The sequence below is a fragment of the Sulfitobacter profundi genome, from assembly GCF_042661425.1.
Taxonomy (GTDB): domain Bacteria; phylum Pseudomonadota; class Alphaproteobacteria; order Rhodobacterales; family Rhodobacteraceae; genus Sulfitobacter; species Sulfitobacter profundi.
Window position 1 is genome coordinate 119946 of record NZ_JBHSWA010000003.1, and the last position, 14603, is coordinate 134548.

Annotated in this window: 15 protein-coding genes and 3 pseudogenes; 10 read left to right on the forward strand and 8 right to left on the reverse strand. The window is 56.2% G+C overall.

Going from position 1 to position 14603, the window contains the following annotated elements:
• Positions 1–6 precede the first annotated feature (6 nt).
• From ACFQAU_RS18905 to ACFQAU_RS18930, 6 genes and pseudogenes are all read left to right on the forward strand, one after another.
• Positions 7–999, forward strand: a complete 993-nt coding sequence (locus ACFQAU_RS18905; RefSeq protein WP_132447155.1) for an IS30 family transposase — start codon at positions 7–9, stop codon at positions 997–999.
• A 101-nt stretch (positions 1000–1100) separates the two neighbouring features.
• Entirely contained in the window at positions 1101–2102 is a 1002-nt protein-coding gene (locus tag ACFQAU_RS18910) for an IS30 family transposase (RefSeq protein WP_120352504.1), read from the forward strand.
• A 142-nt stretch (positions 2103–2244) separates the two neighbouring features.
• Entirely contained in the window at positions 2245–2598 is a 354-nt protein-coding gene (gene tnpB / locus ACFQAU_RS18915; RefSeq protein ID WP_120352502.1) for an IS66 family insertion sequence element accessory protein TnpB, read from the forward strand.
• Between the two features lie 62 nt (positions 2599–2660).
• Positions 2661–4324: pseudogene (gene tnpC / locus ACFQAU_RS18920) on the forward strand (IS66 family transposase).
• Between the two features lie 270 nt (positions 4325–4594).
• Positions 4595–4846 (forward strand): TFIIB-type zinc ribbon-containing protein, encoded by a 252-nt coding sequence (locus ACFQAU_RS18925; RefSeq protein ID WP_120352500.1) that lies wholly within the window; start codon positions 4595–4597, stop codon positions 4844–4846.
• A 28-nt stretch (positions 4847–4874) separates the two neighbouring features.
• Positions 4875–5336 (forward strand): pentapeptide repeat-containing protein, encoded by a 462-nt coding sequence (locus ACFQAU_RS18930; protein ID WP_240791654.1) that lies wholly within the window; start codon positions 4875–4877, stop codon positions 5334–5336.
• 68 nt (positions 5337–5404) lie between these two features.
• Here the strand turns inward: ACFQAU_RS18930 and ACFQAU_RS18935 are convergent, their stop codons facing one another.
• A complete protein-coding gene (locus tag ACFQAU_RS18935) occupies positions 5405–6370 on the reverse strand; it encodes a calcium/sodium antiporter (protein ID WP_120352499.1) in 966 nt (321 codons plus the stop codon).
• Between the two features lie 223 nt (positions 6371–6593).
• Between ACFQAU_RS18935 and ACFQAU_RS18940 the strand changes: the two genes are divergently transcribed.
• Positions 6594–7238 carry an exopolysaccharide biosynthesis protein gene (locus tag ACFQAU_RS18940; RefSeq protein ID WP_240791655.1) on the forward strand — a complete coding sequence of 215 codons (645 nt, stop codon included), beginning with the start codon at positions 6594–6596 and terminating at the stop codon, positions 7236–7238.
• Between the two features lie 99 nt (positions 7239–7337).
• Here the strand turns inward: ACFQAU_RS18940 and ACFQAU_RS18945 are convergent, their stop codons facing one another.
• Positions 7338–7835: an MgtC/SapB family protein gene (locus ACFQAU_RS18945; protein ID WP_206054330.1), complete on the reverse strand. Its 498-nt coding sequence runs from the start codon at positions 7833–7835 to the stop codon at positions 7338–7340.
• Between the two features lie 425 nt (positions 7836–8260).
• Positions 8261–8611: an H-NS histone family protein gene (locus ACFQAU_RS18950; RefSeq protein ID WP_132446199.1), complete on the reverse strand. Its 351-nt coding sequence runs from the start codon at positions 8609–8611 to the stop codon at positions 8261–8263.
• A 170-nt stretch (positions 8612–8781) separates the two neighbouring features.
• Between ACFQAU_RS18950 and ACFQAU_RS18955 the strand changes: the two are divergent.
• Positions 8782–8871: pseudogene (locus ACFQAU_RS18955) on the forward strand (integrase core domain-containing protein); the annotation flags it as partial.
• 258 nt (positions 8872–9129) lie between these two features.
• On the opposite strand, the gene ACFQAU_RS18960 reads toward ACFQAU_RS18955, so the two are convergent.
• From ACFQAU_RS18960 to ACFQAU_RS18970, 3 genes are read right to left on the reverse strand one after another with little or no spacing between them, the layout of a single operon-like run.
• Positions 9130–9900 (reverse strand): ABC transporter ATP-binding protein, encoded by a 771-nt coding sequence (locus ACFQAU_RS18960; protein WP_132446203.1) that lies wholly within the window; start codon positions 9898–9900, stop codon positions 9130–9132.
• Complete coding sequence (locus ACFQAU_RS18965) at positions 9894–10955, reverse strand: FecCD family ABC transporter permease (RefSeq protein WP_132446205.1); 1062 nt, start codon at positions 10953–10955, stop codon at positions 9894–9896. The genes ACFQAU_RS18960 and ACFQAU_RS18965 overlap by 7 nt, the downstream gene beginning before the upstream one ends.
• A 43-nt stretch (positions 10956–10998) precedes the next feature.
• Positions 10999–12117: an ABC transporter substrate-binding protein gene (locus ACFQAU_RS18970; protein WP_132446207.1), complete on the reverse strand. Its 1119-nt coding sequence runs from the start codon at positions 12115–12117 to the stop codon at positions 10999–11001.
• 125 nt (positions 12118–12242) lie between these two features.
• Here ACFQAU_RS18970 and ACFQAU_RS18975 point away from each other — a divergent pair, with 125 nt between their 5' ends.
• Both ACFQAU_RS18975 and rpsU read left to right on the forward strand, forming a co-directional pair.
• Positions 12243–12989 (forward strand): class I SAM-dependent methyltransferase, encoded by a 747-nt coding sequence (locus ACFQAU_RS18975; protein ID WP_120352495.1) that lies wholly within the window; start codon positions 12243–12245, stop codon positions 12987–12989.
• 116 nt (positions 12990–13105) lie between these two features.
• Complete coding sequence (gene rpsU, locus ACFQAU_RS18980) at positions 13106–13312, forward strand: 30S ribosomal protein S21 (RefSeq protein WP_120352546.1); 207 nt, start codon at positions 13106–13108, stop codon at positions 13310–13312.
• 81 nt (positions 13313–13393) lie between these two features.
• Here rpsU and ACFQAU_RS18985 read toward each other — a convergent pair.
• Positions 13394–14144, reverse strand: a pseudogene (locus ACFQAU_RS18985) (hypothetical protein).
• Positions 14145–14243: 99 nt separating this feature from the next.
• Positions 14244–14519 (reverse strand): hypothetical protein, encoded by a 276-nt coding sequence (locus ACFQAU_RS18990; protein ID WP_132446209.1) that lies wholly within the window; start codon positions 14517–14519, stop codon positions 14244–14246.
• Positions 14520–14603 lie beyond the last annotated feature (84 nt).

A 14603-nucleotide genomic window follows, 5' to 3' on the forward strand; every position in this document is an offset into this window, starting at 1 on the left:
ACGGACATGGCCCACACAGAGTTAGGATTGCGTGAAAGACGCGCGATTGAAGACATGTTGAACGCGAAGATGTCAGTGGACAAGATTGCAGCTGAGATTGGGAGACATCGTTCGACCGTGTTTCGCGAGATCAAGCGAAACAGATACATTGATAATGAGCTCCCCAATCTTAGCGGTTACTACGGTGTGACTGCACAGAGGTCCGCCGTCGACCGGCGCGCGCGTCGACGCAAGCTGGTACGGTTTATTGAATTGCGAGATGCCGTGATCAAACAGCTCAAAGTTGGCTGGTCTCCGGAACAGATCGCGGGTCGACTTCAGTTGGACGGCCAGGAACTTCGTGTCAGCCACGAGACGATCTATGCCTACATTTACGGTCCCGATGGCCAGTCCGAAGAATTGGCGCGGTATCTACCGCATCGCCGTAAGAAGCGGCAACCAAGACGCAGGCGAACACCTCGAGGCCTTGCTTTCCCACCAGATCGGTCGATTCACCAGCGGCCTGACTATGTTAAAACCCGCGAAACATTTGGTGAATGGGAAGGCGACCTCATGATTTTTGAGAGAGCGCACGGTAAAACCAATGTTGCTTCTCTGGTGGAACGCAAAACGCGCTTTGCCGTTCTGTTCCGCAACAACGACCGCAGTACGACGCACCTGATGAACAAGCTGATGAGTGTGATGGAACCCCTGCCCCAGCCGGCGCGAAAATCGATCACCTTTGATCGAGGGATCGAATTCCGCGACTGGCGCAAGCTGAAGCCCGGTATCGGAACCGAGGCGTGGTTCTGCGATCCGCAGGCTCCGTGGCAAAAGGGTGCAGTCGAGAATCTGAATAAGCGCGCACGGCGGTATCTACCACGCGATGCACCCGTGGCCGCGCTCTCAAATCGAGACATGAAATCGATTTGCGATCGCTTGAACGGCACGCCAAGAAAGTGCCTGGGCTGGCGCACGCCAACGGAAGCCTTCAGAGAAGAACTGATGAAAATGAGATAGAGGAACGCGTCGCAACGTGTCTTGAGATTCCAGGGGCGCGCGCTACCCTCAAGTACGACTCTTGTTAGAAAACAGTAGTTTATCTAGTGAGAGGAATCGGTATGGGAGCCGTTTACAGCCAACTGAGTATCACAGAACGACGCAAGATAGAACGCTGGAGACACGCAAAGGTCCCCGTCGATGAGATGGCGCGCGTTCTGAAGCGCTGCAGATCCACGATATTCCGTGAGCTGAAGCGCAACCATTTCTCGGATGAAAACATGCCCGGATGCGATGGCTATTACGGTGCAGCTGCGCACCTGATACAAGCGGAACGCCGTGCTCGGGAGCGCAAACTGATCAAACATCCTGAGCTTCGAAAGCGCGTGATTGAGCGTATCAAGAACGGTTGGACACCAGAGCAGATCAGTAACCGCATGATCCACGAGCGCGCTTCCCTCAGGGTCTGCCAGGAAACCATCTATCGCTACATCTATTCCAAGGAAGGTCAGCGCGAAGACCTGTGGTGGTATCTACCGACCCACCGTGTCGCCCGCAGACCGCGTCGCACCAGAAGGCGCAGAGAACCCAAATTCCACCGCGATGTCAGTATCCTGTTCCGACCCGATGATGTCGCTCATCGCCGTCAGTTTGGCCACTGGGAAGCTGATTTAATGCTGTTCAAACAGAAGCTTGGCCAGTCCAACGTTACCTCATTGGTTGAGCGCGTCAGCCGCTTCACCGTGATCCTGAAAAACCCGAACAGGCGCACCAAGCCGGTCATGGGAAAGATCATAAGGTCTCTCAAAGATCTTCCCCTCGTCGCCCGTCGGTCCATCACTTTTGATCGCGGAACTGAGTTTGTCAGTTGGCCACACCTACAAGCTGAGATCGGAACCCAGACGTGGTTCTGCGACCCCTCCAGCCCCTGGCAGAAAGGCACAGTCGAGAACACAAATCGACGCCTTCGAAGGTGGTTGCCCCGCAAACGCGACCTCCGGCAATGCACAGATCACGATATGAAGGTGATCTGTGATCGCCTCAACAACACGCCGCGCAAGTGCCTCGGATGGAAGACGCCAGCCGAGGTCTTCCGCGAAAAGATGTTGGAGGAAATGCGATGACGCCCCTACCCTGAGCTCGATAAGAGTCGCAGTTCAGGTATCGCTCACAGATCGAAATTGGGGCCGATGTGGTGTTGCGGGTGCCGGGCGATGTTCCGGCGGAGCGAGCAGCAGCGGTGGCGCATGCGTTGCGAGGATCGACATGATTGTCGCGGGGCAGCGCCAGCCTATCTTGATCGCGACGCGGCCGGTAGACTTCCGCTGCGGCCATCGGGCGTTGGCGTTGATCGTACAAACTGAGCTGAAGCTCGATCCTCATTCGGGGGTAACGATCGTGTTCCGTTCGAAACGCGGTGACAGGCTGAAGATTTTGGTTTGGGATGGAACAGGTCTTGTGATGGTTTACAAAGTTCTGGAGCAAGGCAGCTTTGCTTGGCCGAAGGTTCAGGACGGGACAATGCGGCTGTCGCGCGCCCAGCACGAAGCTCTGTTTGAAGGTTTGGACTGGCGCCGGATCATTGCGCAGCGGGTCGCTGCCCCCGTTGCTGCGGGTTGATTTATTAGGCTGTTTTGGCTTTGTTTTATTGGCTTTCCTTGCGGGAACAGCTATAAATCCACATGTCGCAGCCCTTCGATCTCAGCCTATTTCCAGACCTTCCGCCCGAAGTTGTGAAGGCGTTCGAGGCCGCGCAGTTTGAGCTGGCGGTTGAGCGTGCGGCCCGCCAGCATGAGCAGGCGGTCGTCGCCGAAAAGGACACCTTCATCACCGAGTTGAAGGCCCTGATCGAGAAGCTGCAAGGTCAAGTCGGACAATACCGACATGCGAAGTTTGGGCCTAAATCCGAGAAGTTGGACACTGCGCAGCTCGAACTGGCGCTGGAGGATCTGGAAGCCGCCATCGCCGAGACCCAGCAACAGATTGACGCTGTCGAGGCGAAGATTGCGGCCAGTGAGGCCAATCCCGAGAAGAAGGCGCCGCGCAAGAAGCGCAAAGCGCGCGCCTTGCCGGAACACCTGACGCGCGTCGAGCGCATCATTGAGCCAGACAGCATCGTCTGCCCTTGCGGTTGTGGCGACATGGTCAAGATCGGCGAGGATCGGGTCGACCGGCTGGATTACATCCCGGCGCGGTATCAGGTGATCGTCACAATCCGCCCTAAATACGCCTGTCCCAAAGGTCGCGCAGGCGTGGTGCAGGCGAAAGCTCCGGCGCATCTTCTGGAGGGCAGTTGGCCCACCGAGGCGCTGCTGGCGCAGATCGCCGTGTCCAAGCATTCCGAGCACATGCCGCTGAACCGCCAAGCTGTGGTCATGGCGCGGCACGGTGTGCCGATCGACCGATCGGTCCTCGCCGACTGGATGGGTCGGACCGGTGCGCTGATCGCGCCGGTGGTGGACCGAATGGCGGTGCTGCTGAAACAGGGCAGCACCCGGCTTTATGTCGATGAGACGACCGCCCCCGTTTTGGACCCCGGACGTGGCAAGACCAAGACCGGCTATCTTTGGGCGGTGCTGCGCGACGATCGCGGCTGGAACGGCCCGGCGCCACCGGGCGTGGTGTTCCACTATCGGCCCGGCCGAAAGGGCGAATACGCCAATGAACTCCTGACTGGCTTCAATGGCACGATCCAAGTCGACGCCTATGGCGGCTATACCCATCTGGCTAAGCCAAACCGCAAGGGGGTGAGCCATTGAAGCTGGCATTCTGCTGGGCCCATGGGCGGCGCAAGCTGATCAAGGCCACGCCGCAGAAAGGCTCGCCCATCGTCGATGAGGCGTTGGTGCGCATCGCGGCGCTGTACAAGATCGAGGATGCCATCCGCGGGTCAGCGCCTGAGCATCGTCGGGCGGTCCGCCAAGAATTGTCTCGCCCTCTGGTGGATCAGTTCTTCGCCTGGTTGGCCGCTCAGGCCGCGCGCGTCTCGCGCAAATCCGACCTCGGTGTGGCGCTTGCCTACATGCTGCGGCGACAAGACGGCTTCCAGCTCTTCCTCGAAGATGGCCATGTCGACATGGACTCCAACCTTGTCGAGAACGCTATCCGCAGCCCGGCCATGAACCGCCGCAACGCGCTTTTTGCTGGCCACGATGAGGGCGGCCGTTCTTGGGCGCGCTTCGCAAGCCTGATCGGCAGCTGCAAGATGAACGGCGTGGAGCCCTATGCCTACTTGCGCGACCTCTTCACCAAGCTCGCCAACGGTCATCTCGACCAAGACATCGATGCTTTAATGCCATGGGCCTACGCTGCGGCCTCATCCCCTCATAATGAGCTCATCCGGTAGTCCCCAGTGAGCTCATTCTGAGCACTCACGAAAGCGAAAACCCGACCGCAAGTAGATTCACAATGGGGCGTGGACGCCGCATACAATTGAGACGATGACAATAGGGCTGCAGTTGGATCAGATGGATACGGCAAGCTGACCTGGCAAGGAAAGCTCCGACATCGAGCCCTTTGTGACACCGTTGCTCCAGATGACATGAATGTTTGAGCGCAGATAGATTGCAATTTGCCGCTAGTATCCCCAATTCAGCTAAAACGCAGGAGGCTACCTATGCAATGTCCGATCGATGGAACCCAACTGGTGATGACAGACCGCTCCGGTGTAGAAATTGACTACTGCCCTCAATGTCGTGGGGTTTGGTTAGACCGAGGCGAGCTGGACAAGATCATTGAACGGTCGGATCCCGAACCTGCCCCCCGTGAGGTCGCCTCCCTGCGCAGTTCGGGACAAGATCGCGACCACGGCAAGCCTTATAAAAAGAAGCGTCGCGAAGGCTTTTTGAGCGAGCTTTTTGACTTTTGAAAGGCCTGATGGGCTTAGGTGGTACTTCTTGAAAAATCATGCGTTTCCGACGAGCTGCCTTGGCGTGCTTCTGACTGTCGCTTCTCTCTTTGGCACTTCCGCGATCGGGCAGGAACCGGAGCAGGAGAAGCAATTGCGCATGCTCGGCAGATGTTCCGGTTGTACCTTCGAGCAGATGGACCTCACAGGTCGGAAGTTGACCGGAATTGACCTGACCGAAGCTCAATTAAGGGACGTCGACTTCTCGGAAGCAGGTCTCAACCTTTCGCTGTTTGACCAGGCTACCCTCGAGAATGTTTCGTTTGCCTCTGCCGATTTGACGGGCGCCAGTTTTACCGGTGCCAAGCTCATCAACGTAACATTCGAGAACGCGGTTCTCAAAGCAGCCGTCTTCGAAGATGCCATTCTCATCGACACTGATCTTGATGCTGGGATCTACTGCAACACGCAGGTGCCAGATGAGACGATGGTCAGCACCGAATGCGATTGAGCGGCCATCTAATCGGTCTGGCTTGAGCTACATCTTCATGCGGCCTCGGCCGGGAATATTCAGGAAGGCTAGCTGATCGCGCCGCTTTGGAACAGGTATCCAATGTAAACTGCATAACCCGCTATGAACAGGAAGCCTGCTACTCGACCGATGCGCTTGGCTGCAAACAAGATCACAGCCAGGCCGCAGGACAGTAGTAGCATGAGCACCATATCAAGCCCCTGGAACCGTTCACTGACTTCAATCGGAACGATTGCGGATGTGATCCCAAGGATCGCTAGGACGTTGAAAATATTACTCCCAATCACATTGCCTATGACCACGTCAGACTGTTTTTTGAGGGCCGCAGAGATAGATGTGGCCAGTTCAGGCAGGGAGGTGCCGATGGCTACGAGGGACAGACCAATCACAGCATCGGAAACCCCGAACGTTTTCGCGATGGACCCGGCCCCGGACACCAGCAGATTAGCACCCGCCACGAGCGCTATGATGCCGCCTAGAACAAAGACGGTGGCAACGCTCGTTTTGGTGATGCCGGAACTTTCAAACTCCTCGGTCTCATGCTCGAACATCTGGGAGTCCCGGCTGCGTTTTTCCATCCAGAACGTCGCACCGAGGTAGACAGCTAGAACCGCGAGCAAAAGTGCGCCCTCGAGGCGGTTTAGAAACGCTCCTTTGAGCAGGCCAAACAGCGCGAAAGCGACCAAGGCCGCTACCATCGCTTCCCGTACAGCAGACCTATCCCAACCGGCGATCGGCATGATCAAGGCCCCAGCCCCGATGATAAGTAGGATATTGGCGATATTGCTTCCGACCACATTGCCCAGAGCAATTTCGGGGGATCCGCTGAAAGCGGCCTTCAAGGAGACCAGCAGCTCTGGTGCTGATGTGCCAAACCCAACGATCGTCAAGCCAATGACCATTTTGGAGAGTCCGGCCCGTTCGGCAATCGCAACGCTACCGCGAACAAGACCTTCGCCCCCTGCGAAGAGCAAAACGAGGCCGGCTGCGATGTAGATCAGATCAATGCCCATGCGGTCTCAGTTCATAAGAATATTGCATAGGCTCTTGGTTCCCTCAGGTTCATACCCAAATAGAGTTCCATTCAGCTCCCTACAAGAGTGGAACAGGGCGCATTCCGAAGGGACCTGCCAATCAATACCCCAGGCAGATGGGCCCCCAAGTTAAAGGCAGACCAATGACCACCATCCGAGAGACACTTTTCTATACTCCTCCCCATCGGGGCTTGGGAAAATCGTGACAATCGACTTCAGTTATCCACTGTCGAAAAGGCAAAGGACCGTCAAAAGTCGTTCTCTATCGTTCAATTTGCTTTGCGTGCTTCGGAGTGAGCGCCCGCGCAACGCGATACCCCTTGGTCATCTCTTAGAACAGTTGGGGGAGCGGTCATTCGGTTGGGCCATTCTGCTCTCATCCCTAATTAACCTGTTGCCGCTGCCTCCGGGCGCCACGCTTGTAACGGCCATCCCCCTGGTGTTCTTTAGTGTTCAATTGGTGCTCGGGCGTTCTTATATTTGGCTGCCGCCTTGGATTGCCAAACGGTCATTGTCCCGTTCCGCTCTGAGAAATACTGTGCTGCGTCTACGGCCGATTTCCCGACGCGTTGAGCGCCTGACTCGACCGCGCCTGCAAGGCGTATTCCAAACCAAAACTGAGCGTCTAATCGGATTGCTTCTCTTAGCAATTGCCTTGGCACTGTTTGTTCCTTTACCGCTCAGCGGGTGGTTTCCTGCTATTTCACTTTTCGTCTCAGGTATTGGTTTTGTTGAGCGCGATGGACTTGTTGTACTTGCTGGTATCGGCATGGGGCTGGCTTCGATAGTCCTGACGGTTCTCGTCGCGTTGTCAGTTGCAGCCGGGGCGGATGCCATTATGCATTGAGGGTGTCCTATGCAAATTTAGACCCAATACCTATTACGTCGGGTACTGTCCTTTGGAGCATTAGCCCACCGAGCATGGCAAAGCCGAACGTTAACAGGGTTACCGTCCTTCTTGGACCCCGCTGTGAATAGCAGAAGATGGTAGGATGCGCGGGATAACGGCGAGGATGATCAGCACGATCACCGTCGCTAGGACCGCAGTTGCCTCGAGACCGAGCCCCGCGACGATACCAATCCCAGCGGTAGCCCAAATGTTTGCAGCAGTCGTCAGCCCTTGGACCTTTTGTTCTGCTGCGCGTATAATGATCGCTCCTGCCCCTAAAAAGCCAATACCCTGAATGATACCTTGCAGAACCCGTGACATGTCTGGAGTGGGCATGCCACTCTGTAATGGGCCGATCACGAAGAGTGCCGCCCCAACAGCCACCAGCATATGGGTGCGCACCCCGGCGCTTCGCGCTTTGAGTTCTCGTTCATAGCCAAGCAGCCCGCCCAAAAACGCGGCCAATACCAAACGCAGCGTTATACGCGTCATGGTGGACAAATCGGGAATATCGGAAAATTCGTTGATGATGGTTGCCCAGACTTCTTGCCACACGGGTTTAATCCTTATTCAGCGCAACCTCGGCCGAGGTGCAACAACACCAGGGCGCCTCAGAACACCCTGCGCAGTAATCGCTAGGGTAACAGCCTTACAAGCGCCACTCAGTATTCAAATAAAATTCGGGAACATGAGTGGGCACTCCGATGACCTGAAAAGCTCTATGATCACCCAAAAGCTCAGCGTAGACCGTTAACGAGATTGCTTTTTAGAGGTACTTGTTGTGACCCGTCTGTAGCTATCCTGTAGGCCTAATGAGGTCATTCTGTAGGCGCCTTGTAGACGTGACGCTGAAGGAGGACTTCTCTCCCGAGGCCTTATGCCGATCGGTATAAAGGGGGTGGGCGAAATGCAGGTAGCTGCGCATCAGGGAAAAACCATTCTGAAATGCGCAGCTAACCATCAGTGTCGCTCCCCGGATGTCAGATACGCATAGCATCGGGCGCAGTGCCGCTCTCGATCTGACTACGGAACCAATTCGGCTGTCGGCCCTTACCCGTCCAGGTCTGTTTCTTGTCGTCTGGATTGGCATACATTGGTATTGAAGGCTTCGAAGCTTTCTTAACCTTAGCTCGCTTTTTCGGAGGAGCTGAGGGTTGCGTTTCAGAAATTTCCCCCAGGGAGAATCCAAACTCTGCGGCCGCTTTAGTAGCAGCCTTTCTTGCCTCTCGCTGGTCTCTGTTTCGAGCCGCCTGCAATGCCTTTTTTACATCAGACAGAAGCCTCTCGAGCTCTTTTCGCGACATTGCCTTCAGGTCATTTTTCGTAAACATACAAGCCTCTATTTCAGATACGCCCCATATATGTATCAATAGGCATTAACGTCGACCCTCTAAAGTACATAGGTATCAGTATTTCTCTTTTCCGGGCAAAGTGGCTATAGCACTGGATATGAGGTTTCCCGGTTACATACATGGGGCCAGATCGTAGGCGCCGTCCTGCTCAAGGCAATCCTTCAATCGGGTCGTTCAACGGCAGCCTGCGCGATGAGCTGCTGAATGAGGAGATATTCGACACTCTGGACGATACGCGGCTGGCCACGCTGCCTCAGCGAGGGACAGAGCTTACCCGTTCCAAGGCAAAAGTGCATGGATGGGCGATGGATATCTACCAATGCCCGTCTTTCTGATGGGCTGTTCGATCGTTTATCGATGGCCCTATGTGCGCGTACGAAGTTACCCCCGCCTTTTTATCGGTCTGTGATACCGGCCACCGCCGCGAGCCCAATGACGAAAAGATCCGTATCGTTGAGGAAAACTGCCTCTTTTGAGACTTCTTTCCGGGCGCACCGTCAAACGGTGATCGGTTGGCTCTCAGCTGGCCCATCGACGATCATCATCGCGCAGCCTCGCGAGCAGCGCTCAACGCGGCTGTTGATACCATAGAGGCGGCGGATCATCGCGGGTGTGAGTATTTCTAGCGTCGGACCGGTGGCGAGGATGCTGCCCTCGCCCAAAGCGATGGTGGTCGTGCTGCACCGCATCACCTGATTTAGGTCATGCAAAGCGAGGATCATCACAGCTCCGCTTTCAGCGGCATAGGATTGCAACGCCTCCAATACCTCGTATTGCCGGTAAAGGTCGAGCGCGGAGGTGGGCTCGTCCATCAGGATAACCTGCGGCCGCGTCACCAGCGTCTGTGCGATCGACACAACCTGACGTTGCCCGCCGGACAGTTCCGGCAACTGCCGCTCAGCAAGTGCGGTGATGCCCAATCTGGCCAAGACGTCGTTCACGGCCGTCAACTCGGAAGCTGAAAGTCGCCAGCTGCCCCCACCTTGCTTCAGCGCGAGTATGATGGATTCGTAGACCGTCAGCGCTGCATTCATCCCCGTATCCTGAGGCATGTAGCGCAAGTCTTCCGCGGCTGCACTGCTGAGGCGCACAGTTCCTGCCCCCCGCATCTGACCTGCGATGCGCCGAAACAGCGTGGACTTACCAGCCGCATTGGCTCCCACAAGAGCGGTCAAGCTGCCTCCTCGAATTGGCGGTGTTGTTGCCTTGCTGAGGACCTCGTGCCGACCATAGCGCGCACCGAGGTTTTCAAGTTGCAGCGTCACCATGCTTTACGCCCCTTGGTCAGAATAAGAGCGGCAAAGAAGGGAACGCCCACCAATGCCGTGATAATGCCAATGGGCAGGACAGCGCCGGGCAGCAAGGCCTTCGAGAGCACAGATGTGGCCGAAAGGATCAGCGCGCCAGCTAACATCGCTCCAGGCAGGAAGAACCGTTGATCTTCACCCAAGAGAAGCCGTGCCACATGTGGACCGACAATGCCGATGAAACCAATCGTGCCGACGAAGGAAACCGGCACGGCCGCCAAGAGCGAAACGAGAAACAAAGCTTCCAGTCTCAGCCGACGCACCGGCACGCCCATTGCCGCCGCGCGCGCTTCACCCAGTCGAATGGCGGTCAGGGCCCATGCCCGGCGAGCAAAGAGCGGCACACAGAGCGCGAGGACCACCGCCGTCACCGCCACCTTGCCCCAAGTGGCTTTGGTGAGGCTGCCCATGGTCCAGAAGACCACGGCAGATAGAGCTTGCTCCGAGGCAAAATATTGCAACAACGCCAAGGCCGCGTTGAAGCTGAAGACCAATGCGATGCCTAGAAGGATAATGGTTTCGACCGTCACGCCCCGTAGAGTGGACAATCCAAAGATCAGCAAAGCGGCTGCCATCGCCATCAAAAAGGCATTGATCGGCACCATCAGGGAAATCGCCGCCGGAAAGAGTGCGACCCCCAACACCATCGCCAACGCCGCGCCAAAACTGGCTGCTGCCGAAAGGCCGAGCGTGAAGGGACTGGCCAAAGGGTTCGCGAGGATGGTCTGCATCTGCGCCCCGGCAAGCGACAGGCTTGCCCCGACCGTCACCGCGAGCATGGCCATCGGCATCCGAATGTCCCAAACGACGACCCGCATCTGCACATCCGCATCGGTTGGAGAGACGAGGGTCCGCAGCACATCTGCCACCGAATAACGCGCCGGTCCCAGTGATACGTCCACCGCGACAGAAAGTATCAGCAAACAGGCCAGCAGAGCCAGAATGAAGATACGTCGCGTCACCAGCCCGCGGTAGGCGAACGCGGGTGCCGCAGTGTCGGATGTGATACTGGTCATTGATCTGCCTTATTCGACAAGAGGGCTGCGCTGCGCGCCCTGGTTACTTCAGTGAAACCCAATATCCAGGACGGTAGTCGACGGGCAGGAACCGCTCGTGAAGTTCCTTAAGTGTTGCCTCCGCGTCGGGGTCGGCAAACAACTCCGGGTGCAACCATGTCGCCAGCCGTTGGACGGCGACAAAGCTATAGGGCGAGTTGTAAAATTGATGCCAAATCGCGTGAACCTCGCCTGCCTCGACGGCCTTAACACCGGTAAAGGCGGGACGCTCCATCAAAGCCTGCAACTTCGCACGGGCCTGCGCCTCGTCCGAGCCTGGCCCGACGCCAACCCATGCGCCACCGGGGACGTAGGCCTCCCAATTGCCGCCGGTGACTATGATTTGATCGGGGTTGGAGGCGATCACCTGCTCCGCGTTCACCGTACCAAATGTCCCGGGGATGAACGGGGCAGCCATGTTTTCCCCACCCGCCAGTTCGACCATGCGACCGAAGTTGCCGCTGCCGAATGACATGCAGCAATCCTCGGAGTAGCCCCCTGCCCGTTCGACAAATACCAAAGGACGCTCCAGATCGTTCTGTGCATCGATCACATCTGTGACACGGGCGATCTGCTCTTGATAAAAGTCGTTGAAGTCATCGGCACGCTCTTCTTCGCCAAACAATTTACCGATGATTTCCATCGACTTTGCGGTGTGTTCAAACGGCTTTTCGCGGAAATCAACATAAACGATAGGGATGCCGACCTTGGCGAGCTTGTCCTCATAGCCTGCCTCATCGGTAGCCGCCTTGGCTTCGAGGTTCATGATCATCACGTCAGGGGTCAGGGATACGGCCTGTTCAATATCGAATGTGCCATCCTTGAAGCCGCCGAAGGTCGGAATATCAGCGATCTCGGGAAATTTTTCAGCATAGGCCTCATAGCTCTCGGGCGCGGCCTCACGGAAATCGTCCCGCCACCCCACCACGCGCTCGAATGGGTCTTCGCCGTCCAATACGGCCGCAAAGAAAATTTGCCGCCCTTCGCCGAGAATTACCCGGTCCACAGGTGCTTCGAGTGTGACTTCTCGCCCTGCAATATCCGTTATGGTGATCGGGGCTGCAAAGGCAGGAGCGGAGAAAAGACACAGCGCACCGGCGCTCAAGGTGTAGCGAAGGGACATCAGGAGACCTTTATGTTTGAACTGGCCCATCGCCTATTAATTCCGACTTAAATCGTCAAGTTTTAATATTGACAAAAATTGTCGTCTTTAACATGGAAGTCATCGACCCGTCTTGGAGCAGACCTATGACCCAACCGCTTGGCAGCAACCGTGATCTACGCGATGAGATCCGCGACTACTGGTCGGATAGAGCGGCCACTTTCGACGCCGAGCCAGGCCACAAGATTGGGCAAGGTGAAGAACAAGCAGCTTGGCAGGCGCTTGTCCAAAAACACCTCGGACCTGCCGCGGGGCGCCGACTGCTCGATCTGGCGTCCGGAACGGGAGAGATTGCCCGCCTGTGCCACGATCTTGGTTATGCGGTAACAGGTCTCGATTGGTCCGAGCCCATGCTCGAGCGCGCCCGCGCCAAAGTTCCGGCCGCAGTTTTTATGCAGGCTGACGCGGAGCGTACCATGCTGCCCAATGCAAGTTTCGATGTGCTCGTAACCCGCCACCTTGTATGGACCCTCGTCGATCCGGCTGCGGCCTTCGCAGAATGGAAGCGCGTTTTGGTTCCGGGTGGACAGCTGCTGTTGGTCGATGGTGATTTCGTCACCCGTGGCTGGGTTGCGCGCACCCTGGCTCGGCTTTCTCCACGTCGGTCCCAGAACATGGATTCTCGTCATCAGGAAATTCTGTCGCAAGTTCATTTCGCTCAAGGCGCTCGGGCGCAGCAAGTTGCTTTCCTGTTGGCCGAGGCAGGCTTCAAGGATATTCGCATCGATACCGATCTTAGTAAAATACATCGCGCACAGGCACGACAGCTCGGCTGGCGCAGGTCTTTGATCCGTCACAGTGAGCATCGGTATGCTATCAGCGCAAAGATTTAAGCGGAGGGAAGGACGAGCGCTTGTCTCACAGGCATCTCGATACACAAATTGCTCTTGCAACCAGCATGGTCCTGTTCTCTAGTAATTTCTCGTTCATGAATAATGGTGTTATCCATATGCAGGTCAGTGTCCGCGATAATAATGTCGATCAGGCTCTTCGGGTTTTAAAGAAAAAGCTTCAACGCGAAGGCGTTTTCCGCGAAATGAAGCTCAAGCAGCACTTCGAGAAGCCTTCTGAGAAGAAAGCTCGTCAACAAGCGGAAGCAATCCGCCGGGCTCGCAAAGCGGCGCGCAAGCGCTTGGAGCGTGAAGGCGTGATGTAGGTCTACCGATACACATCACTCAGAAAATTGCCCTTCGGCGTGAGTTCCTATCTAAAACAAATGGCTTTTTCCCGACTGGGCTCAGTAGTTGACCTGCTCGTAGCCATATTTGCCCTCGTAATCCCGCCACTCGACGAATACCGAACGGTGGCGGATGCTCGGACAATTATCGCCCCACCTCTCCAGCCCCACATGATCTTTCGGCAAGGTTCCGATCGATGAACGCTGCCAAGAGAAGTCTCCTTGAACGCCATAAGTTCCAAGTACAACGACCGCGCTCCGCTCGCAGTCCCCCTCGCTACCTGCCTCATATTGTCGAGCGTTCCGCACATCAAAGATTCGTATCGAGCGCACGAAGTTAAACTCCGGACCGCTGATGTCGATGTCGGCGCGTTCTTGACCAAGCGTAATAGAAAAGTCACTGCTCTTATCACCCGTTTCAACCCTTTCCGCCGGGAACACGCCCGTCGATGACAGGCCGACTTCCTGAGATCGGGCAACGGTAATCGTCTGGAGCAGCGGATGACGCGGTCTATCGAACAGAATGTCGAAGATACGGCCGCCATTTTTACCAGTGCCATTGAGTTCATGGGATGCTCTCATCGGACAACGCCATATCTGCAATGGAGGCTCTACTGGCCAGGGGTTATTCTTCGAATGAATTCCGCGCGGGCGCGTGAGCATGGCACTGATGCGGGCCAACCCCTGAAAGACAGAGGAGAATCGCGCAATCGATCGGATAGGTTTGCGCCCTAACCCGCTCGGCCGTTCCGAAGAAAGACGTGGAGCCAAGAGCGACAAGGACGACGAAACGAGTAAGCGCTTTGGGCATGAATACTCTCCTACAGTTTTGGCAGGTTGACGGTCTCTCTAGATATTTTATATTCATTGCGCCAATAGTATATTTTTGAAAGACCTGCTCCGATGACTATTAAGGCCTGCTAATTTGGGTATGCTCGCCGCCACTCGAAAGCGCTTCGAGGTACTCGATCACTTTCACTGGTGTCGACGATTTTGCCTCTGCCAGCACTTCGGGATGAAGCGGCGGCTCGATAGAACCGGCAGGTACCTGCTCGTCCAGCCAGAGCACCGACAACTCAGAGGAATCCCACAGGTATACCCATCCAACCGTGCGCTCCCGATCATTTCCAAACAATCGGGCTATGGGCTCTGCTTCTTCTTTCAACAGTCTCACCGCTTTCTTCATTCCAGTTTCCAACCACCAAGCAGGATTTCGATCACGTCAGACATTCTCTGGCCCAGTAGATGGCGATCGAATCACACTGCCTGT

Bases quoted from the DNA above. Each gene is read 5' to 3' on its own strand.
- ACFQAU_RS18950 (WP_132446199.1), bottom strand. From the start codon at position 8,611: ATGTTTACGAAAAATGACCTGAAGGCAATGTCGCGAAAAGAGCTCGAG.
- ACFQAU_RS18970 (WP_132446207.1), bottom strand. From the start codon at position 12,117: ATGTCCCTTCGCTACACCTTGAGCGCCGGTGCGCTGTGTCTTTTCTCC.
- ACFQAU_RS18935 (WP_120352499.1), bottom strand. From the start codon at position 6,370: ATGGGCATTGATCTGATCTACATCGCAGCCGGCCTCGTTTTGCTCTTC.
- ACFQAU_RS18910 (WP_120352504.1), top strand. From the start codon at position 1,101: ATGGGAGCCGTTTACAGCCAACTGAGTATCACAGAACGACGCAAGATA.
- tnpB (WP_120352502.1), top strand. From the start codon at position 2,245: ATGATTGTCGCGGGGCAGCGCCAGCCTATCTTGATCGCGACGCGGCCG.
- ACFQAU_RS18975 (WP_120352495.1), top strand. From the start codon at position 12,243: ATGACCCAACCGCTTGGCAGCAACCGTGATCTACGCGATGAGATCCGC.
- ACFQAU_RS18925 (WP_120352500.1), top strand. From the start codon at position 4,595: ATGCAATGTCCGATCGATGGAACCCAACTGGTGATGACAGACCGCTCC.
- ACFQAU_RS18960 (WP_132446203.1), bottom strand. From the start codon at position 9,900: ATGGTGACGCTGCAACTTGAAAACCTCGGTGCGCGCTATGGTCGGCAC.
- ACFQAU_RS18905 (WP_132447155.1), top strand. From the start codon at position 7: ATGGCCCACACAGAGTTAGGATTGCGTGAAAGACGCGCGATTGAAGAC.
- ACFQAU_RS18990 (WP_132446209.1), bottom strand. From the start codon at position 14,519: ATGAAGAAAGCGGTGAGACTGTTGAAAGAAGAAGCAGAGCCCATAGCC.
- rpsU (WP_120352546.1), top strand. From the start codon at position 13,106: ATGCAGGTCAGTGTCCGCGATAATAATGTCGATCAGGCTCTTCGGGTT.
- ACFQAU_RS18965 (WP_132446205.1), bottom strand. From the start codon at position 10,955: ATGACCAGTATCACATCCGACACTGCGGCACCCGCGTTCGCCTACCGC.